This window comes from Halorarum sp. SLYT50 (genome assembly GCF_059821265.1).
This window is the reverse complement of the sequence record NZ_CM187555.1, coordinates 620,422-637,891: the sequence shown is the minus strand read 5'-3', so window position 1 is coordinate 637,891 and position 17,470 is coordinate 620,422. Positions and strand designations below refer to the sequence as shown.

The 17,470-nt window shown below is 70.9% G+C and carries 21 protein-coding genes; 9 read left to right on the top strand and 12 right to left on the bottom strand.

The window, feature by feature from the left end:
- Positions 1 to 17 precede the first annotated feature (17 nt).
- On the bottom strand, positions 18 to 749 hold the full coding sequence (psmB, locus tag AC6RUA_RS03355) for an archaeal proteasome endopeptidase complex subunit beta (RefSeq protein ID WP_499814528.1): 732 nt from the start codon (positions 747 to 749) through the stop codon (positions 18 to 20).
- Between the two features lie 64 nt (positions 750 to 813).
- Entirely contained in the window at positions 814 to 1,017 is a 204-nt protein-coding gene (locus tag AC6RUA_RS03350) for a hypothetical protein (RefSeq protein WP_499814527.1), read from the bottom strand.
- 280 nt (positions 1,018 to 1,297) lie between these two features.
- Here AC6RUA_RS03350 and AC6RUA_RS03345 point away from each other — a divergent pair, with 280 nt between their 5' ends.
- A complete protein-coding gene (locus tag AC6RUA_RS03345) occupies positions 1,298 to 1,663 on the top strand; it encodes a DUF555 domain-containing protein (protein ID WP_499814526.1) in 366 nt (121 codons plus the stop codon).
- Between the two features lie 67 nt (positions 1,664 to 1,730).
- Positions 1,731 to 2,270: a CBS domain-containing protein gene (locus tag AC6RUA_RS03340; protein ID WP_499814525.1), complete on the top strand. Its 540-nt coding sequence runs from the start codon at positions 1,731 to 1,733 to the stop codon at positions 2,268 to 2,270.
- Positions 2,271 to 2,337: 67 nt separating this feature from the next.
- Here the strand turns inward: AC6RUA_RS03340 and dnaJ are convergent, their stop codons facing one another.
- The 7 genes from dnaJ to AC6RUA_RS03305 form a co-directional block, all read right to left on the bottom strand.
- Positions 2,338 to 3,498, bottom strand: coding sequence for a molecular chaperone DnaJ (gene dnaJ / locus AC6RUA_RS03335; RefSeq protein WP_499814524.1), 1,161 nt, complete (start codon positions 3,496 to 3,498; stop codon positions 2,338 to 2,340).
- 89 nt (positions 3,499 to 3,587) lie between these two features.
- Positions 3,588 to 4,031 carry a His/Gly/Thr/Pro-type tRNA ligase C-terminal domain-containing protein gene (locus AC6RUA_RS03330; protein ID WP_499814523.1) on the bottom strand — a complete coding sequence of 148 codons (444 nt, stop codon included), beginning with the start codon at positions 4,029 to 4,031 and terminating at the stop codon, positions 3,588 to 3,590.
- A gap of 181 nt (positions 4,032 to 4,212) precedes the next feature.
- The gene (gene dnaK / locus AC6RUA_RS03325; RefSeq protein WP_499814522.1) at positions 4,213 to 6,144 is read right to left on the bottom strand and encodes a molecular chaperone DnaK; all 1,932 of its coding nucleotides are present in this window, start codon (positions 6,142 to 6,144) and stop codon (positions 4,213 to 4,215) included.
- Positions 6,145 to 6,376: 232 nt separating this feature from the next.
- On the bottom strand, positions 6,377 to 7,069 hold the full coding sequence (locus AC6RUA_RS03320; RefSeq protein WP_499814521.1) for a hypothetical protein: 693 nt from the start codon (positions 7,067 to 7,069) through the stop codon (positions 6,377 to 6,379).
- A gap of 4 nt (positions 7,070 to 7,073) precedes the next feature.
- The gene (locus AC6RUA_RS03315) at positions 7,074 to 7,691 is read right to left on the bottom strand and encodes a nucleotide exchange factor GrpE (protein WP_499814520.1); all 618 of its coding nucleotides are present in this window, start codon (positions 7,689 to 7,691) and stop codon (positions 7,074 to 7,076) included.
- A 93-nt stretch (positions 7,692 to 7,784) separates the two neighbouring features.
- Positions 7,785 to 8,531, bottom strand: a complete 747-nt coding sequence (locus AC6RUA_RS03310; protein ID WP_499814519.1) for a proteasome assembly chaperone family protein — start codon at positions 8,529 to 8,531, stop codon at positions 7,785 to 7,787.
- Positions 8,532 to 8,550: 19 nt separating this feature from the next.
- Complete coding sequence (locus AC6RUA_RS03305; RefSeq protein ID WP_499814518.1) at positions 8,551 to 8,769, bottom strand: hypothetical protein; 219 nt, start codon at positions 8,767 to 8,769, stop codon at positions 8,551 to 8,553.
- A 179-nt stretch (positions 8,770 to 8,948) separates the two neighbouring features.
- Here AC6RUA_RS03305 and AC6RUA_RS03300 point away from each other — a divergent pair, with 179 nt between their 5' ends.
- Positions 8,949 to 9,869 (top strand): RsmB/NOP family class I SAM-dependent RNA methyltransferase, encoded by a 921-nt coding sequence (locus AC6RUA_RS03300; RefSeq protein WP_499814517.1) that lies wholly within the window; start codon positions 8,949 to 8,951, stop codon positions 9,867 to 9,869.
- Positions 9,866 to 10,435 carry a DUF7122 family protein gene (locus AC6RUA_RS03295; RefSeq protein WP_499814516.1) on the top strand — a complete coding sequence of 190 codons (570 nt, stop codon included), beginning with the start codon at positions 9,866 to 9,868 and terminating at the stop codon, positions 10,433 to 10,435. The genes AC6RUA_RS03300 and AC6RUA_RS03295 overlap by 4 nt, the downstream gene beginning before the upstream one ends.
- 3 nt (positions 10,436 to 10,438) lie before the next feature.
- Here AC6RUA_RS03295 and AC6RUA_RS03290 read toward each other — a convergent pair whose 3' ends face one another.
- Positions 10,439 to 12,025: a DUF790 family protein gene (locus AC6RUA_RS03290; protein WP_499815389.1), complete on the bottom strand. Its 1,587-nt coding sequence runs from the start codon at positions 12,023 to 12,025 to the stop codon at positions 10,439 to 10,441.
- Positions 12,026 to 12,160: 135 nt separating this feature from the next.
- Between AC6RUA_RS03290 and AC6RUA_RS03285 the strand changes: the two genes are divergently transcribed.
- Positions 12,161 to 12,556: a hypothetical protein gene (locus AC6RUA_RS03285; RefSeq protein WP_499814515.1), complete on the top strand. Its 396-nt coding sequence runs from the start codon at positions 12,161 to 12,163 to the stop codon at positions 12,554 to 12,556.
- Between the two features lie 87 nt (positions 12,557 to 12,643).
- Here the strand turns inward: AC6RUA_RS03285 and AC6RUA_RS03280 are convergent, their stop codons facing one another.
- The gene (locus tag AC6RUA_RS03280) at positions 12,644 to 12,865 is read right to left on the bottom strand and encodes a hypothetical protein (protein ID WP_499814514.1); all 222 of its coding nucleotides are present in this window, start codon (positions 12,863 to 12,865) and stop codon (positions 12,644 to 12,646) included.
- A gap of 135 nt (positions 12,866 to 13,000) precedes the next feature.
- Here AC6RUA_RS03280 and AC6RUA_RS03275 point away from each other — a divergent pair, with 135 nt between their 5' ends.
- The gene (locus AC6RUA_RS03275) at positions 13,001 to 13,393 is read left to right on the top strand and encodes a CopG family ribbon-helix-helix protein (protein ID WP_499814513.1); all 393 of its coding nucleotides are present in this window, start codon (positions 13,001 to 13,003) and stop codon (positions 13,391 to 13,393) included.
- 50 nt (positions 13,394 to 13,443) lie between these two features.
- Here AC6RUA_RS03275 and AC6RUA_RS03270 read toward each other — a convergent pair whose 3' ends face one another.
- A complete protein-coding gene (locus tag AC6RUA_RS03270) occupies positions 13,444 to 14,808 on the bottom strand; it encodes a DEAD/DEAH box helicase family protein (protein ID WP_499814512.1) in 1,365 nt (454 codons plus the stop codon).
- Between the two features lie 119 nt (positions 14,809 to 14,927).
- Between AC6RUA_RS03270 and AC6RUA_RS03265 the strand changes: the two genes are divergently transcribed.
- From AC6RUA_RS03265 to AC6RUA_RS03255, 3 genes are all read left to right on the top strand, one after another.
- Positions 14,928 to 15,119, top strand: coding sequence for a hypothetical protein (locus AC6RUA_RS03265; RefSeq protein WP_499814511.1), 192 nt, complete (start codon positions 14,928 to 14,930; stop codon positions 15,117 to 15,119).
- Between the two features lie 83 nt (positions 15,120 to 15,202).
- Entirely contained in the window at positions 15,203 to 16,324 is a 1,122-nt protein-coding gene (locus AC6RUA_RS03260; RefSeq protein ID WP_499814510.1) for a pyridoxal phosphate-dependent aminotransferase, read from the top strand.
- The gene (locus AC6RUA_RS03255) at positions 16,321 to 17,436 is read left to right on the top strand and encodes an aminotransferase class V-fold PLP-dependent enzyme (protein ID WP_499814509.1); all 1,116 of its coding nucleotides are present in this window, start codon (positions 16,321 to 16,323) and stop codon (positions 17,434 to 17,436) included. The genes AC6RUA_RS03260 and AC6RUA_RS03255 overlap by 4 nt, the downstream gene beginning before the upstream one ends.
- Positions 17,437 to 17,470: the final 34 nt, after the last annotated feature.

The window sequence follows — 17,470 nt, the reverse complement described above, 5'->3', positions numbered from 1 at the left end:
CACCTCGCTGTTTCTCGCTACTCCTCGTCGAGGAAGTCGCCGAAGTCCTTGTGCTGGGTTATCTCGACGCCGTCGACGGTGACGACGCACATGTTGATGCCGTTGCCCGAGGCGAGGTCGCGCTCGACCGCCGACTTGATGGCGCGCGCGGCGACGATCTGGGCGTCCTCGACGCTCAGGTCGTCGCTGTACTCCTGTTCGAGCACCCCGAGCGCGTACTGTGAGCCGGACCCGGTCACGGTGTACTCCTCCTCGCTCATGCCGCCGGCGGGGTCGATGGAGTAGACGTGGGGTCCCTCGTCGTCGACGCCGCCGAGGATGGGCTGGACGATGTAGAACGCGCCCGAGCGGAGGAGGTTCCCGACGAGCGTCGACAGCGCCTGCATGCTCATCTCCTTGCCGCGGCGCGCCTCGTAGAGGTTGGTCTCCGCCTGAATCGTCTGGATGAGGTTCTGGGCGGCCGAGACGGCGCCCGCGATGGTGAGCGCGCCGCGCGGGTGGACCTCCTCGACCTTCTGGACGTCCTTCGAGGAGACCATGCTGCCGAGCGAGGCGCGCATGTCGGTCGCGAGGACGACGGCGTTGCCCGCGCGGATGCCGACGGTGGTCGTCCCGGTCTTCATCGCCTCGCCGTCCTCCAGTTGCTGTGCCCGGCGGTCGGCGTTCGGGAACTCCCCCAGTTCCGGTCCGAAGACGGTCTCGTCGCCACGAAGCGGGTCGAGGTCGGCGATATCGCTCGATGGTCGCATTGAAACGGCGTAGGGGGTCGCCGCTGATAAAGCCACCCCTTCGGGAATCGCGCGGACCCCGACGCTACCTCTCGGTCTCCGTCGTCTCGTCGGTCGCTCGCGCGTCATCGTACGCCCGCTGAACGCGCTCGACCGCCCGCCCGACCGGGAGCGAGAGCCCGACCCGGCGGGTGGCGAGCACCAGCGGGAACAGCAGGATGCCGGCGAGGACGGTCAACTGGTGGAGGGCGAACAGCCCGGTCCGTCGAACCGATTGCGTCGCGGTCATTACCGTACCGAGGAGCTACTCCGCCGATATATAAGCTTTCGGGCTAGGGTCCGAAGTACGGGTCGACGCAGTCTTCCGATTTTTGTTACCAGGTTATTAATCGTTATGTTTCTCCCGCTCTCGCCCCGCGACCCGGTGCATCCGGAGCGGCGACCGGAGTAATCGTCATAACTTACGGCGAAGTAGCGGGTGGCGTGCGCGTTCCCACGCGCCGTCCGGAGTCGGGCCCGGCCGAGACGAACCACAAGAGTCGAAACCCCGCAGACCCTCCAGGAACGGTATGAGCAACTACCTCGTCGCGTTGGAGGCGGCGTGGCTGGTGCGCGACGTCGACGACATCGACGACGCCATCGGCGTGGCGGTCAGCGAGGCGGGCCGGCGACTGAACGAGACGGACAAGGAGTACGTGGAGGTGGAGGTCGGCGCGACGCCGTGCCCCGCCTGCGGGGAGCCGTTCGACTCGGCGTTCATCGCCGCGAGCACGGCGCTGGTCGGACTCCTGCTCGAGATCGAGATATTCAACGCCGAGAACGAGGAGCACGCGACGCGCATCGCCAAGAGCGAGGTGGGCGGCGCGCTCCGTGACGTCCCCCTCGACGTCATCGAGGTCGTCCAGACCGAGGAGGACGAGGACGAAGCCGTCTGACCCGGCCCGCCGTGGGTCGCCGGGGACAGTCGAAACATTTTCGTATAACTCGAAGTAATTGAGCGGCATGGAACTGCCGACGCCACAGGACCTGCGCGAACGCCGGACGGGGTTGGACCTCACGCAGGCAGCGCTCGCGGAGCGGGCCGACGTGTCCCAGCCGCTCATCGCCCGCATCGAGGGCGGCGACGTGGACCCTCGTCTCTCGACGCTCCGGCGCATCGTCGAGGCGTTAGACGAGGTGGAGGGGGACGTGGTCCGAGCGCGCGACCTGATGCACGACGGGATAATCAGCGTCGCCCCCGACGACGCCGTCAGGACCGCCGTCGAGGAGATGGACGCCGAGGCGTACTCACAGCTCCCCGTGTTACAGAACGGCATCCCGGTCGGCTCCATCTCCCAGTCCGACGTCATCCACGCGGGCGAGGACGCCGCGGACCTCCCCGTGAGCGAGGTGATGAGCGAGTCGTTCCCGACCGTGGGCCCGGAGGCGACCGTCGACGAGATTCGGAACCTGCTCGACCACTACAAGGCGGTGATGGTGACCGACGGCGGCGAGGCCGTCGGCATCATCACCGAGGCGGACCTCGCGGCGCAGTTGTCCTGAGTTCGGCGTCGCGCGCGGCACGACCCGGAGTCCCACGAGCGGGACCGGGACGGCGAACCCCGCGCCTTCAGAGGCTGTTCTTGATCTTCTCGAAGAAGCCCTCCTTCACGTCGACCTCCTCGCCGCCGGCCTCCGCGAACGCCTCGAGGGCCTCGCGCTGGTCGTCGTTGAGGCTCTCGGGCGTGACGACGTGGACCTCGACGTAGAGGTCGCCCCGGCCGCGCCCGCGCAGACGAGGCATCCCCTTCCCGGCGAGGCGGAACGTCTCGCCGCTCTGGGTTCCCGCCGGCACGTCGAACTCGACGGTCCCGTCGATGGTCTCCAGTTCCACGGTCGCGCCGAACGTCGCCTGCGGGAACGAGACGGGTTCGGTGAGGTAGAGGTCCGCGCCGTCGCGTTCGAACCGGTCGTCCGCCTGAACGCGCACGTCGATGAGCAGGTCGCCGTCGCGCGCGCCGGGTTCGCCGGGCGCGCCCTCCCCCTCCATCCGGAGCGTCTGCCCGTCGCGGATGCCCGCCGGGATGTCGACCGTGAGCGTGGACTCCTCGCGGGTGACGCCCGACCCGTTACACCGCGCGCACTCCTCGGAGTACAGTTCGCCCTCGCCGTCACACCGGGGACACGCGCGGGTCTGCTGGACGCGCCCGAGCGGGGTCTGCTGGACCTGCGTCACCTGGCCCTGCCCGCCGCACTCGGGGCACGTCTCCACGTCGGCGTCGGGCGGGTGTCCGCTCCCGTCGCAGTCGGGACACCGGGTCGGTCGCGCCGCGGTGAACTCCTTGGTGACGCCCTCGAACGCCTGTTCGAGGTCGATCTCCAGGTCGGTCCGGAGGTCCTTCCCCGGCCGCGGGCCGCCCCCGCCGCGACCCCCGCCGCCGAAGAACTGCTCGAAGATGTCGCCCAGGCCGCCGCCCATGCCGCCGGCGCCGCCGCCCATGCCACCGAACGGGTCCCCCTGTCCCCCCATGCCGCCGGCGCCGCCGCCGACGCCGCCGTGTTTCTCGGCCTGTTCGTACTGCTGGTGGCCCATCCGGTCGTACGCCTGCCGCTTCTCCTCGTCCGTGAGAACCTCCTTGGCCTTCTGTATCTTCTTGAACTTCTCCTCCGCCTCCGGGTCGTCGCTCACGTCCGGGTGGTACTCGGTCGCCTTCTGCCGGTACGCCTGTTTGATCTCCTCTTCGCCGGCGTCCCGCGAGACCCCCAGCACGTCGTAGAAGTCCTCGCTCATTCGTTGTGGGTAGTACATTGCTCGTCGTATTAGTAAATCGCGGCTCGGGGACGCGAGCGGTCGACCGACCGGAACGACGGCTCAGCGGGTCACTCGCCGGCCGCGAACCGTTCGACGGCGGCCACCACGTCGTCGAGTGCGAGCCGTCGGGTGCCGCCGTCCCGCGTCTCCAGTTCCACCTCGCCCGTCTCCCGGTAGGTGTCGCCCACGATCACCTTCGCGGGCACGCCGAGCAGGTCGCTCTCCGCGAACCGCTCGCCGACCGACCGGCCGTCGTCGTACAGGAGACAGTCGCGGCCGACGGCGTCGTCGTCGACGGTGAGCCCCATCGCCCCCGAGTACCGCGTCCCGAGTTCGAAGACGTGACCCACCTCGACGCCGCCGCTCGTCTCGAGACGGCCGCCGCAGTCGGGGCAGGCGTCCCCGCCGACGAGTCGGTCGAACCCGGGCGACTCCTCGGTCGCACCGAACCGACACCCGTCGGCGGAACACAGCGTCAGTCGCGCCTCGTTACGCTCGCGGAACTCGTCCACGGGCCGTGTGCGACCCACGGGTACTGCGTGTCGAACGCATCGACCGGTTCGTCACCTCCCGAGTGAAGAAACGTTCCTCGACACTGGGACGAACCCTCGAGGGGGGCGCTCGCGTCCGCGCCGACGCCCGTCGGCGGGAGTCCGGCGACCCACGGGGACCGGAACGTGACGGGGACGGGGATTACTCGCCGTCGTTCTCGTCGTCGTCGACGTCCTCGAAGTCGGCGTCGACGTACTCGTCGCCCTCGCCGTTCCCGTCGGGACCGCCCGCACCGCCCGGACCGGCCTGTCCGCCCATGCCGCCCGCGCCGTCGGGACCGGCGCCGGCCGCGCCGCCCGCGCCGCCGGGTCCGGCCTGCGCCTGCTGCTGTTGCTGGTACATCTGCTTGCCGATCTCCTGAAGCTGAGTGCTCAGGTCCTCGGTCGCCGACTCCAGGTCCTCGGTGGAGGCGTCCTCGTCTTCGAGCACCGCCTCGACGTCCTCGATGGCCTCGCGGATGTCCGCCTCCAGGTCGTCGTCGACGTTCTCCTCGTTCTCGTCGAGGAGCGTCTCCGCCCGCTGGACCGTGCTCTCGGCCTCGTTGCGGGCCTCGATGCGCTGACGGCGCTGTTCGTCCTCCTCTGCGTGCTGTTCGGCCTCCTCCTGCATCCGATCGATCTCGTCGTCCGAGAGGCCGGCGCCGCCCTCGATGGTGATGTCCTCCTTGTTGCCCGACCCCTTGTCCTCGGCCTCGACGTTCACGATGCCGTTCTCGTCGATGTTGAACGACACCTCGATCTGGGGCGTGCCGGCGGGCGCGGGCGGGATGCCCGTGAGCTGGAACTCGCCGAGCAGTTCGTTCTCCTCGGCTATCTCGCGCTCGCCCTGGAACACGCGCACCTGGACTGACGTCTGGTTCGCCGCGGCGGTGGTGAACACCTTCGACTCCTCCGTCGGGATGGTGGTGTTCTTCTCGATGAGCCGCTCGAACAGCCCGCCTTTCACCTCGATACCGAGGCTGAGCGGCGTCACGTCGAGCAGCACCAGGTCGTCGACGTCGCCCGAGAGCACGCCGGCCTGGATTGCCGCACCGAGCGCCACCGCCTCGTCGGGGTTGACGTTCTTCTTGGGTTCGACGCCGAGCACCTCCTCGACCTTCTCCTGGACCTGCGGCATCCGGGTCGACCCGCCGACGAGGATGACCTCGTCGATGTCGTCCCTGTCGTAGCCGGCGTCCTCGAGCGCCTGCTCCGTCGGCCCGACCGTGCGGTCGATGAGGTCGCTCGTGATGGACTCGAACGTCGCGCGCGTGAGTTCCGTCTCCAGGTGGACCGGTCCGGAGTCGGTCGCCGTGACGAACGGGAGGTTGATCGTCGTCTGTTTCCGGGAACTGAGCTCTATCTTCGCCTCCTCGGCGGCGTCCTTCAGCCGCTGGAGCGCCTGGCGGTCCTCGCGGAGGTCGATGCCGTGGTCGTTCTCGAACTCCTCGGCCAGGTGGTCGATGATGGCCTCGTCCCAGTCGTCGCCCCCGAGGTCGTTGTCCCCGTTGGTCGCGACCACCTCGTAGACGCCGCCGCCGAGGTCGAGCACGCTCACGTCGAACGTGCCGCCGCCGAGGTCGTAGACGAGGACGGTCTGGTCGGACTCGTCGTCGAGGCCGTACGCCATCGACGCCGCCGTCGGCTCGTTGACGATGCGCTCGACCTCGAAGCCGGCGATCTCGCCCGCGTCCTTCGTCGCCTGCCGCTGCTTGTCGTTGAAGTACGCGGGGACCGTGATGACCGCCTTCTCCACTTCGTCGCCGAGGTACTCCTCGGCGTCGCGCTTGATCTTCTGGAGGATCATCGCCGAGATCTGTTCGGGCGTGTACTCCTCGCCGTCGATGTCGACCGTGTACTCCTCCTCGCCCATGTGCCGCTTGATGGACTGGATGGTCCGGTCGGGGTTCTGGACGGCCTGGTTCTTCGCGGGCTTGCCCACGAGTCGCTCGCCGTCGTCGGCGAAGCCGACGACCGACGGGGTCGTCCGGTCACCCTCGCCGTTCACGATGATCTCGGGCTCGCCGCCCTCCATGACCGCGAACGCGGAGTTCGTCGTTCCGAGGTCGATGCCCAGAATCTTGTCACTCGCCATTGTTACATCCATCTACACGGCCGGACTCCGTTAAACGTTACTAGATACGGCGGCGCGCGTCCGGCGGGTGCCCCCTCGCAGTCGTGCGGTTACGACGGAGCGGAGCGAGACGAGTGAGAATACTTATCACGAACCGCGGGACGGCCGGTTCGCGGGCGGTGCCGCGACGTCGGACGACGCGTCCGACGTTGCGGACGGACGTCGGTCGAGTGCGCCGCCAGCCGTCGCACGTTCACGCCTCGCGGGCGGCGTGGTCGAGGTCCGCGAGGAACCGGTCGAGGACGGCCTCGCGTCCCGACGAGGAGAAGAACTCGTGAGCGCCCTCGTACAGCCTGACCCGGTCGGCCGGCGCGCGCTCGCCGATGGCCCGCGTACTCACTACGCGGTCACGCAGCGAGCAGTGGACCGCGCTCCCCGCGCGGAACGGCGGCAGGGTCGCCTGTCCCTCCCGGACCGCGCCGAGCCACGCGGGCGAGAGCCCCCGGTCGGCCGCGGCGTCCTCGGTCGGTGGGCGGAGGTCGCCTATCATCGAGCGGTCCCGCGTCAGCGGCACCACCCGCTCGGCCACCGGGAGCCGCGAGACCAGGGGGAGGAGAATCGTCGTCAGCCCGTCGCTCTCGACGCCCCAGAACGGCGCCGAGTACACCCGCGGGTCGTCGCCGGGGACGTGCGCCAGCGCCAGCCCGCCGAGGCTGTGACCGGCGCACGCGTCGGGGTCGACGCCGTCGCGGACGCGGGTCAACGGCTCGGTGTAGTCGCGTTCGAAGTCGGTCCCGTTCTCCGGGACGACGGCGGCGTGGACGGTCCACCCGGCGTCGGCCAACGCTCCGAGGAGCCAGTCGACCGTGGTGTGCCCCGGTCGGTTCCCCCACCCGAGCGCGAACAGCAGGTCCCGGTCGCCGTCCCCGCGGACGTGGACGCGCACCCGGTCACTCCTCGTCGTCCGTCTCGTCTTCGTCCCCGGCGCTCCCGTCGCTGACCGTCACCTGCGCCGCCTCGATGACCCTGTCGGCCATCTCGTACCCCGGCTTGTACACGTCCGCGACGGTCCCCTCGGGCCGGTCGCTGTCGACGCGCATCATCACCTCGTGGCGCTCGGGATCGACCGCCTCCCCGGGGTCCGGTTCGATGGGGGCGACGTTCTCCGCTTCGAGCACGCGGTCGAACGTCTCCAGCGTCGACTCGACGCCGGGGCGGATGTCCGCGCTCTCGTCCTGTTCGAGCGCGCGGACGAGGTTGTCGCGCACCTCCGTCAGCCGGGCGACGAGGTCCTCGGTCGCGCGTTTCTTCTCCTGCTCGCGGCGCTTCTCCGTCCGCTTCTTGTAGTTCTGGAAGTCCGCCTTCGCGCGCGTCAGGGACGACTCCAGGTCCTCGACGCGCGCTTCCGCCTCCGCGGCGCGCTCTTCGGTCTCGGCGACCTCGGCGGCGAGTTCCTCGTCGTACTCCGCGACGCGGGCGGCCAGCGCCGACTCGGTCTCGTCCGCGGCTGGCGGTTCGCCGTCCTCGGACTCGGTGTCTTCGGACTCGACTCCGGCCTCGTCACTCATGCTCGGACGAAGTCGTTCGGCGGAAATAAGGGTTGCAGAATCGACCGGCGCCGCCCCCCGGTCGCGCGGAACCGGGGTCGGAGCCCGTCCCGGCTACTGGTACATCCGGACAGACTGCGCCTTCGAGGACTTCTCCTCCTGTTCCCGTATCTGCTGTGCGAGCTGTTCTTTCGCGCGCTGTATCTGCGAGGCGCTCTCGTCGAGTTCCGTCGTCGGGACGTCGACGTCGGCGATGGGAGCGACGCCGTCCTCGAGGACCGCCTTCGCGGCCGTCGGGTCCGGGAACTGCGGGTCGCAGTCGACGACCAGCCCGACCGCCGTGAGGTCGGTGTCCAGCGCGTGGTTCAACAGCGCGCCGGTCGGCCCGGAGATGAGTCCCGCGTCGTCCGGCGGGCCGATGCCGACGCGGTCGAGCACCGCCGCACCCTCGCCCGTCGCGACCCCGCGGACCCGGACCGGAACCTCCTCGTCGGTCGGTCCCTCGCGCTTCAGCCCGGCGAGGTACAGCGGCGTGACCGACTCCTCGCGGAACCAGTCCGCGACGCACTCCGCGAACTCCTCCGCGGCCGCGGGTGCGACGGGGACGTCCGACTGGAGGACGAGCAGGTCGTGGTCCGCGGCGGCGTACAGCCTGACCGGCGTCCTGAGCGTGCTGTCGCCCTCGGTGTACGCGGCCGCTGGAGGCAGGCTCCCGCAGTGGACGTCCGCGTAGTGACTCATCTCGAACGTCTCGACGAGGTGGTCGGCCGCGATTTTCCCAACCAGCCCGGCCCCGGGAAACCCCTCGACGAGAACGGGTTCCTCCAGCGCCACGTCCGCCTTCACGTCGATGCGTGCCATGACGTCCCCACGCGGGCGGTCACCGTAAACCCGCGGACGGCGGCTCCTCGGACGGGACGCCGTCGCGAGGCGAGTCCCGGGCGAGACGCCGCCGCTCGTCGATGAGTCTGACCCGCGCCGTCGGGGAGGGTTTCGGCCGGTGCGCCGGCGTGAGCGGGATGTCTTCGAGACCGAGCCACGTGAGAGCACCGACGACTGCGAGGACGCCGATGGTAATCAGACGTCCGTACATGGTCATATAGTAGAATCGTAATTAGTCGTAATAAGCTTTTGGCTATTTTACACCACTCTGACCGAGAAGCCACCGTCGAGTCCCAGAACGTCCAGCCCATCGGACGACTCTCCCGGTAGACCGGGTCGTGATCGCCGCCCCGTCGACTCCGAAACCGACAAGCGCGCCTGCCGCGAAGCGGGCGCGTGAACCCACTCGACCGCTACGCGCCGCTCGTCGACGACGAGGCGGCGTTCCGCGCCGCCTGCGAGCGACCGCTCCCGTCGGTGGTCCGGGTCAGCGCCATCAAGGGCGACGCCGAGCGGGTCGCCGCGGCGTTCGACGCGGAGGGGACCGACTACGAGCGCGCCGGCTGGCACGACGGGGTCTTCCGGTTGGCCGACCGCTCGCCCGGGACGACGTGGCCGTACGCCCACGGCTGGGTCCACGGGCAGGAGGAGGTGTCGGTGCTCCCGGCGCTCGCACTCGACCCCGCACCCGGTGAGCGCGTGTGGGACGCCTGCGCCGCCCCGGGGAGCAAGACAACCCAACTCGCCGCGCTCATGGACGACCGGGGGACGCTCGTCGGCAACGACACCAGCCTCGGGCGCATCTCCGCGCTCCGGCACAACGCCGAGCGACTGGGCGTCACGAACCTCGTCGTCGACCACCAGGACGCGCGCAACTACTCGCTCGCGCACCTGGGGTTCGAGGCGTTCGACGCGGCGCTCGTGGACGCTCCCTGCTCGTGTGAGGGGACGGTCCGGAAGAACCCGGACGCCCTGGAGAAGTGGACGCTCGACCACGTCCACCAGGTCGCGGGCGTCCAGAAGGGAATCCTCCGGCGGGCGGTCCAGGCGACGCGTCCCGGCGGCACCGTCGTCTACTCGACGTGCACGTTCGCGCCCGAGGAGAACGAGGCGGTCCTCGACCACGTCCTCGACGAGGAGGACTGCCGGGTCGTCGAGTGGGACTGCCCGCTCGACGCCCGGCCGGGCGTGACAGAGTGGGACGGCGAGACGTACGACCCGCAGGTCCGGAACGCCAGTCGGGTGTACCCCCACCTGAACGACACCGGCGGATTCTTCCTCGCGAAACTCCGCGTCGGCGGGGAGGTGGCGGCGTGACCGGGACGGTCGAGGACGAGGGGGACGCCCCCGAGAACGACGGCGGGCGCTTCGACCGCCTGCCCGCGACGGAAGACGAGCGGCGAGTCCCGGGTCGGGCGACGCGCGCGGAGGTGCTCGACTGGTGGGACGAGCGGTTCGGCGTCCCGCCGGAGACGTTCGACGACCACACCTTCTGGGAGAAGGGGTCGGGCAAACTCTGGGCGTTCGCCGGCGACGTCCCCTCGCCCGTCGACGTCGAGGGGGTAGGGATGACCGTCCTCCGGACGCGGCAGGAACACTGGAAGCCGACGACCACCGCCGTCCAGCGCTGGGGACGGCTGGCGACGAAGAACGTCGTCGAACTCTCGCCGAAACGGGCCGTCGCGTTCGCCGCGGGCCACGACCAGGACCTGCCCGAGTGGGACGGCGACTGGGGCTACCTCGTCGCCGCTCACCGGCTCGCGGGCGACCTCGAACCCATCGGAGTGGGGCTGTACCTCTACGACGAACTCCGGTCGGTCGTCCCGAAGGGGTACCAGGAGGACCTCCCCGACCTCTCCGAACTCCCCGCCGACCGTGACTGACGGCTACGCAGACTCGCGGTCGCTCTCGCCCGTCCCGCTCCCCTCCTTCTCGCGTATCGTCCCGCCGCCCAGCCCCTCCCACGCGACCCGGTAGCCGAGCGCCGACAGCGCCGCACTCGCGTCTGCGACGCCGCGGTCCGCGAGTATCTCCTCCGCGTCGGCGTACGTCATCCCGGGTTCGAGGTCGTCACGGAGCGCCGACAGCACCGCTGGCCGCACGAGCGTCCCCCCGACCCGTCGATGCTCGGGAAACGTCACGTCGTCGAGCGCGTCGGCGGGGACGCGGTACTCGTCCGCGAGGTCGGCGACCGCGACCACGTCGGCGTCGGGCGTCAGTTCCGCCGGGAGGTCGGCCGTCACCTCCGCCTCGAGTTCCGTCTCGTACTCCCGGAGGACGTCCACCACGTCCTTGACGCGGACCGTCCCCGAGTAGGGAATCGCGCGGTGGTCGCGCGCGGCGACCTCCTCGCCGACGCCCAGCGACTCGTCGACGGCGACGATCAGTTCCACGTCCTCGACGCCGTCGAGTTGCGCGAGTTTCTTCTCGACGTACGCGGGCGTCCAGAACCCCATCACCTCGAAGAACACCCGGAAGTCGGCGTGGCGGTACGCGAACGCGAAGTCGGGAATCATGACGCTCGTCCCCACTCGCAGGGGTTCCGGCTCACGCACGAGGTCCCAGTCCAGTCCGAGCGCGCGGAACCGGGCGGCGAACTCCGCCTCGACGCCCGAGTCGAACGCCGGTTCCGCGAGCGGTTCGACGCCCGGCACCCGGACGTCCGAATCCGAGAGACGGAGCTCCCGCTCGCGCCCCCGGTCGTCTATCGCGGCCGTCAGCTCCCAGTCCGCTGCGGTGCCCGCGACGCTCCGGAGCAGGCGCGCGAACGCGGTGCCGTACCGGCGGCTCCGCCGGAACAGCGCGTCCGGGCCGGTGACGACCACCTCCCGCGTCGGCAGGCCGCCCGTCGGCCCGCTCCCGGTTCCGCTCTCGCCGTCCGCCTCGCGTATCTCGTACAGCAGCCCCAGTCGCTTCACGGCGCTCACGAGCGCCTTCGGGTCCGACGACCGCACCCTGACCTCGGTCGCGTCGAACAGCGCGGTCTGAGCCAGCGAGAGGTCGTACTGCGTACACAGCGCGTCGGGGTCCCACCGCGGGTCGAACGACGCGAGCACCTCGTTCTCCTCCCGGTCGGCGTACAGCGACGCCTCCACCGCGTCCGGGTCGGCGCCCAGTTCGTCCGCGGCCCGCGCCAACGCCGCGGTCCGTCCCCCGTCGTCGGCGACGCCGTCGACTTCCGCGGCGTCGAACGCGGCGCGTCGGGCGCGTCGCGGGGGGAGCGGCGCGTGCGTCTCGAACCCCGCCTCCCGCTCCAGCAGCGCCGCGAATCCCCGGACGAGTTTGTAGTCGTCCGCGTCGCGCTCCAGCGACTCCAGCGCCGCGTCCAGGTCGCCGCGCCGCTCGCCGACGTGACCCTGGTAGACGCCGAGGACGCGCGCCGCCAGCGTCCGGGCGTCGTCGTCGCCGACGACGAACCGCGGGCGGTACGCGCCGCCGCGCCGCGAGACGCGCAGGAGGTCCTTCCGGAGCACGTCCGCGAGTCGGGCGGCGGAGACAAAAGCGATTCGCGCCCGCTCGGGGCGCCCGGCGGTCGACGCGGCCGGGTCGGGTCCGCCAGCGCCGGCGGAATGGACAAGGCTCATACCGGGGGCGACGGATTCGCGCGTATGAACCGCCGGGGACTACTGACGCGGCTCGCCGGTCTCTTCGGAGTCGGCGGGCTGAGTGCGAGCGCGGGCTGTACGGACCCCGTCAGTCCGTCGGGTCCCCGGACCCCGCCGCGGTCCGTCCAGCCGAGCGGGGACGACTCGCTGGTCATCACGGACTTCACCGAAGTGGAGTCGGAGTCGGGGAACGTGCACGTCAGCGTCACGGTAGAGAACCGCTCGGGCGCCGAGCAGACCGGCGTCGTCGTCGCCGAGGTGCGCGCCGGCGACACGGAGACGACCGTCGACCGGGAGGTGACGGTCGCCCCCAGCGAGCGCACCGAGGTGACACTGGAGACCGACCTCGCGTACGCCGACTTCGCGAGCGACGGCTCCATCTCCGTGTCGGTCGAGTGACCGACGCGGCCGCCGTCCCCGGACCCCGCTCCGTCCCCCGACACCCGGACGCGGCGACGCCCGGGGAGCGTACCCGTCCGACCGCGTTCAGAACACCCCGGTGATGAACCCGAACCCCCTGATGACGAGCACGGCCGCCGAGAACGCGGTAGGTACGGCGTGTATTCTTCGCTCGATCCTCGGAGCTGTGGTAGCCGCCGTCAGCAGCATCGTCAGCGTGATGATGCCGACGATAACGGTGAGCGCGTCCGCGGCAGCGACCGGCCGGCCGTGACCTGGCTCGATTCCGTGGACCGCTCCGAGTAACACGGCACCGACCAACAGGCGAACGCTTCGGTGTAGAGCATCGTGTCGAACGGAGGCAATCGGTCGGATTGGGGGTTGTCGTGACCGGACTCGCCCGTAATACCGGGGCCTAAGTACCACTGTGACTCACGGGCGCGTGTGCGAACAAGCCTCAACATCCCGCAGGAGGTACTGGACTCGTTCGACGAGACGTGGACGGCCGAGGGAATGGAGTCGCGCTCGCGTGCCGTGCGCGAGGCGATGCAGGAGTACATCGAGCGACACACCAAACTGGAGGAGGTGGAGGGGGAGGCGGTCGCGGCCGTCGCGTTCGACTACGAACACACGCTCGTCATCGGGGAACTCCACACCGTCCAGCACGAGTTCGAGCGAATCATCCGGACGACCCACCACCTGCACCACGGGGACTGGTGTCTGGAGACCGTCTTCTGTACCGGGCAGGCCGACCGGATTCGGGAACTGGTGTATCAGCTCCGCGATTTCGACGCCGTGGGGCGGGTGAACGTCATGTTCCTCCAGCCGGTCGGCTGACGCGGGCACGCGTCTCTCGCTCGCGGTGCCCACGCTGCTCCTGTCGACTGTCACCGCCGCCGGTCGGCCACCCGCTCTTCCGCCGTCTCGTTCGTCACCAGTTCGTACAACACGGCTCGCTTCCCGCCGTCGGACCCCGGACGGAGCACCCGACCCAGGCGCTGGGTGAACTCCCGCTCGGACCCGCTGCCGGAGATGACGACCCCGACGCTCGCGTCCGGCACGTCCACCCCCTCGTCGAGGACGTTCGCGGAGACGACGCGGGTGTACTCGCCCGCGCGGAACTTCCGCAGTACCTCGCGGCGCTCCTCCGCACCCGTCTCGTTCGTGATGGCGGGAATCAGGAACCGCTCGGAGATGCGGTAGACGAGGTCGGTGTGGGCGGTGAAGACGATGATTCGCTCGCCGCGGTGTCGGTGGAGGACGCGCGCCAACTCGTCGAGTTTCGCGTCGGCGTTCATCATCACTTCGCGCGCGCGCTGCTTGGCGAGCAGCGCCTCCCGGGCGCGCGGGTCGTTCCCCGACCGCTTCACCAACTGCTGGTAGTCCGCCCCCGACCGGAACGTGATGCCCGCCTCGCGGACGTAGTCGACGAACGTGCCCTGCGCCGCCTCGTAGCGCTCTCGCTCCGCGTCGGTCAGGTCGACCTCCACCCGGCGGACCTCGTACTCCGCGAGGTGCTCGCCCGCCAGGTCCGACGCGTCCCGCTCGTACACCACCGGCCCCACCAACCCGGCGACGGTCTCGTGCGCGCCGTCCGGCCGCTCGAACGTCGCCGTCAGCCCGAGTCGGGCGGGCGCGGCGAACAGGCGGGCGATGTCGCGGTACCCCTCGCCGCCGAGGTGGTGGACCTCGTCGAAGACCAGTAGCCCGAAGTCGCCGCCGACGTCGTCCGCGCGGAGGTACGCCGAGTCGTACGTCGCCACCGTCACCGCCTCCGCGCGCTGTTCGCCGCCGCCGAACTGTCCCACGGGAACGCCGAACTCGGCGTCGAGTTCGCGCCGCCACTGCTCCAGGAGGTCGACCGTCGGCACGACGACGAGCGTCGGGACGCCGAGCGCCGCCACCGCCGCGAGCGCGAGCACCGTCTTCCCGCTCCCGGTCGGCAGTTCCACGACGCCCCGGTCGTCGTTCGCGCGCCACGCGTCGAGCGCCTCGCGCTGGTACGCGCGGAGGTCGTACCGGAGCGAGAGGTCGAGCGTCGCGGCGGGCGCGACGCGGTCGGTGACCGCGATGCCCCGCGCGTCGAGCGCGTCGCGGACCTCGCGGTAGCGGTGGGCCGGCGCGCGCAGCGACCCCGTCCGGGCGTCCGACTCGACGCCGGGCAGGTCCGCGAGCGCGTCCGGGTGCGTCCCCCGGTCCTCGTCCGCGTCGAGGACCACCGCACCGTCCGCGAACCGGAGCGTGACCGTCACGTCCGTCGGTGGGCGTCTCGGGCGCTTAGTCCCTCCGGGTGCGGGAGCGAGCGGCGAGGATGAGCCGGCGACTGCCGCCGGACGCAACACCCAGGTGTCCGGCCACCGAACCACGACCCATGAGTGACGACCCGAGCGACGTGGACGACCCGACGACCCCGGACGAGGCGGTGGCGAACTTCCTCGCGGACGCCGAGGACGTGCTCTCGGAGTACGCGCAGGGGTACATGGACGCCGACGACGCGGTGTCGCTGCTCACGGCGCACGTCGAGGACCTCCGCGCGGAGTACGAGACGACCGCCGAGGAGTGATGCGGCCCGGGTCTCGTCGGTGCGTCCGTTCCCCCGTCTCCGGAGTGGAAACGACTATCGGGGTCGGTGCCTCCGAGTAGCACATGACCGACTTCTCCGACCGGGTGGAGCGCATCTCCATCAGCGGCATCCGCGAGGTGTTCGAGGCCGCCGGCGCGGACGCCATCAACCTCGGCCTCGGCCAACCCGACTTCCCGACGCCGGCGCACGCGAAGGAGGCGGCCGTCGACGCCATCGAGGCGGGCCTGACCGACGGCTACACGTCCAACAAGGGGACGCGCGACCTCCGAGAGGCCATCGCGGCCAAACACGACCGCGACCAGGGGGTCGCGGTCGACCCCGGCGACGTCATCGCCACCGCCGGCGGGAGCGAGGCGCTCCACCTGGCGCTGGAAGCCCACGTCGACGCGGGCGAGGAGGTGCTCGTCCCGGACCCGGGGTTCGTCTCCTACGACGCGCTGACCAAACTCGCGGGCGGCGAACCCGTCCCGGTCCCGCTCCGCGAGGACCTGACGCTCGACCCCGCGGCCGTCGAGGAGCGCATCACCGACGACACCGCGGCGTTCGTCGTCAACTCGCCCGCCAACCCGACGGGCGCTGTCGCCTCGCCCGACGACGTGCGCGCGTTCGCCCGCATCGCCCGCGAACACGACGTGCTCTGCGTCTCCGACGAGGTGTACGAGCAGTTCGTCTTCGACGGCGAGCACCGCTCGCCCATCGAGGACGAACGCGGGAACGTGGTGGTCGTCAACGCCTGCTCGAAGACGTACTCGATGACGGGGTGGCGGCTCGGCTGGGTGACCGGCGCGACCGACCGAATCGAGCGCATGCTCCGCGTCCACCAGTACGCTCAGGCGTGCGCCTCCGCGCCCGCGCAGTACGCCGCCGAGGCCGCCCTCTCCGGCCCACAGGACGTGGTCGGCGAGATGCGCGACTCCTTCGAGCGCCGGCGCGACATCGTCCTCGACGGCCTCGCGGACGCCGGCCTCGACTGCCTGACCCCGCAGGGGGCGTTCTACGCGATGCCCGAGGTGCCCGACGGGTTCGTCGACGCGTGCATCGAGCGGGGCGTCGTCCTCGTCCCGGGCGAGGCGTTCGGCGAGCGGGGGGCGGGCTACGCACGCATCTCGTACGCCACCGACGAGGACGACCTGCGTGCGGCGCTCGACGTCATCGCCGAGGCGGCCGCGGAGGTGCGGCGGTGACCCCCGAGGACCTCCGGGCGACCATCCCGGTCTGCGACCGCGCCGCCTACTTCAACACCGGCGCGACCGGCCCGTCGCCCGAACCGGTGCTGGAGGCGGCGGCCGACTGGGAACGGCACCAGAAGGTGGACGTGCTCGCCGAGGAGAACCCCTACCCGGTCAGCTTCGAGAAGTACGAGGAGTGTCGCGAGCACGTCGCGGGCCACCTCGGGGCCGAGGCGGACGAACTCGCGCTGACCGAGAGCACCGCCGACGGCGTGAGCGCCGTCGCCGCCGCCCTCGACTGGGAGGCTGGCGACGCGGTGGTCCGGACGGACCTCGAACACCCCGCGGGGACGCTCCCGTTCGACAGACTCGCGCGCCGCCGCGGCGTCGAGGTGCGCGTGGTGGAGACGGAACGCGGGCGAATCGACGTCGACGCGTTCGCGGACGCCGTCGACGGCGCGAAGCTTGCGTGTTTCTCCTCGCTCTCGTGGAACTACGGCACGCACCTGCCGGTGGAGGAACTGACCGACGTCGCGCACGACGCCGGCGCGTTCGTCCTCGTGGACGCGGTGCAGGCCCCCGGGCAGGAACCGGTCGACTTCCCCGCGTGGGGCGCGGACGCCGTCGCCGCGTCGGGTCACAAGTGGCTGCTCGGCCCGTGGGGCGCGGGCACGCTGTACGTCGACGCCGACGCGGCCGAGCGACTCCACCCCGCGCAGGTGACCTACCGGAGCGTCGCGGACGCGAGCGCCACCGAGTACGAACTCGCGCCCGGCGCGTGCCGGTTCGAGCGGGGGACCGACTCGCTCGCGCCGTCGGTCGGGCTCTGCGCCGCCATCGACCTGCTGGAGGAGGTGGGTCTCGACGCGGTCCGCGACCGGGTCCTGACGCTCTCCGCGCGGCTGGCCGACCAGGTGCCCGAAGGGCGACTGCTCAGCCCCGCCGACCCGGAGTCGGGGCTGGTGACCGTCGACGTCGACGACCCGGAGGCCACCGTCGAGCGACTCCGCGACCGGGGGCTGATTCTGCGGCACATCCCCGACCCGGCGGCGGTCCGGGCGTCGGTCCACGCGTTCAACACCGAGGCGGAGGTCGACCGACTGGCCGGTGCGCTCGCGGACGAGTAGCGGTTCGGGCACCTCCCCCGAGGCGGCGGTCTCG

Bases quoted from the DNA above. Each gene is read 5' to 3' on its own strand.
- psmB (WP_499814528.1), bottom strand. From the start codon at position 749: ATGCGACCATCGAGCGATATCGCCGACCTCGACCCGCTTCGTGGCGAC.
- AC6RUA_RS03350 (WP_499814527.1), bottom strand. From the start codon at position 1,017: ATGACCGCGACGCAATCGGTTCGACGGACCGGGCTGTTCGCCCTCCAC.
- AC6RUA_RS03345 (WP_499814526.1), top strand. From the start codon at position 1,298: ATGAGCAACTACCTCGTCGCGTTGGAGGCGGCGTGGCTGGTGCGCGAC.
- AC6RUA_RS03340 (WP_499814525.1), top strand. From the start codon at position 1,731: ATGGAACTGCCGACGCCACAGGACCTGCGCGAACGCCGGACGGGGTTG.
- dnaJ (WP_499814524.1), bottom strand. From the start codon at position 3,498: ATGAGCGAGGACTTCTACGACGTGCTGGGGGTCTCGCGGGACGCCGGC.
- dnaK (WP_499814522.1), bottom strand. From the start codon at position 6,144: ATGGCGAGTGACAAGATTCTGGGCATCGACCTCGGAACGACGAACTCC.
- AC6RUA_RS03315 (WP_499814520.1), bottom strand. From the start codon at position 7,691: ATGAGTGACGAGGCCGGAGTCGAGTCCGAAGACACCGAGTCCGAGGAC.
- AC6RUA_RS03310 (WP_499814519.1), bottom strand. From the start codon at position 8,531: ATGGCACGCATCGACGTGAAGGCGGACGTGGCGCTGGAGGAACCCGTT.
- AC6RUA_RS03305 (WP_499814518.1), bottom strand. From the start codon at position 8,769: ATGACCATGTACGGACGTCTGATTACCATCGGCGTCCTCGCAGTCGTC.
- AC6RUA_RS03285 (WP_499814515.1), top strand. From the start codon at position 12,161: ATGAACCGCCGGGGACTACTGACGCGGCTCGCCGGTCTCTTCGGAGTC.
- AC6RUA_RS03265 (WP_499814511.1), top strand. From the start codon at position 14,928: ATGAGTGACGACCCGAGCGACGTGGACGACCCGACGACCCCGGACGAG.
- AC6RUA_RS03260 (WP_499814510.1), top strand. From the start codon at position 15,203: ATGACCGACTTCTCCGACCGGGTGGAGCGCATCTCCATCAGCGGCATC.